The sequence below is a fragment of the Tenacibaculum aiptasiae genome, from assembly GCF_008806755.1.
Classification (GTDB): Bacteria; Bacteroidota; Bacteroidia; order Flavobacteriales; family Flavobacteriaceae; genus Polaribacter; species Polaribacter aiptasiae.
Genome location: NZ_WAAU01000030.1, coordinates 35,200 through 35,523, shown reverse-complemented (window position 1 = coordinate 35,523; position 324 = coordinate 35,200). Strand labels below are relative to the sequence as shown.

Sequence of the window (324 nt, the reverse complement as noted above, 5' to 3'; positions counted from 1 at the left end):
ATAACCGTAAGTTCTGAAACCACCGCTGGTACTTATGATTATGAATATACTATCTGCGAGAAATTAAATCCATCAAACTGTAGTACGGTTACTAGTAAAGTAGTTGTAGATAGTTCAGCAATCGAAGCCAAAGCAGAAACCTTTGCAGGAATCAACGGAAAAGTAGGAGGGGTCACAACTAGTGTTTTATCAAATGATATGTTAAATGGAACTTTATTGAACGCTTCAGAAGTTACTTTAACAGCAGGAACTTCACCAGCACCTCAAAGCGGAAATATTGTAATGAACTCCGATGGAACAATAACCGTAAGTTCAGGAACCACC

The 324-nt window shown here is 38.3% G+C and carries 1 protein-coding gene; it reads left to right on the top strand.

Going from position 1 to position 324, the window contains the following annotated elements:
* The coding region (locus tag F7018_RS18555; protein ID WP_175578752.1) for a hypothetical protein at positions 1-324 on the top strand (324 nt) is incomplete at both ends.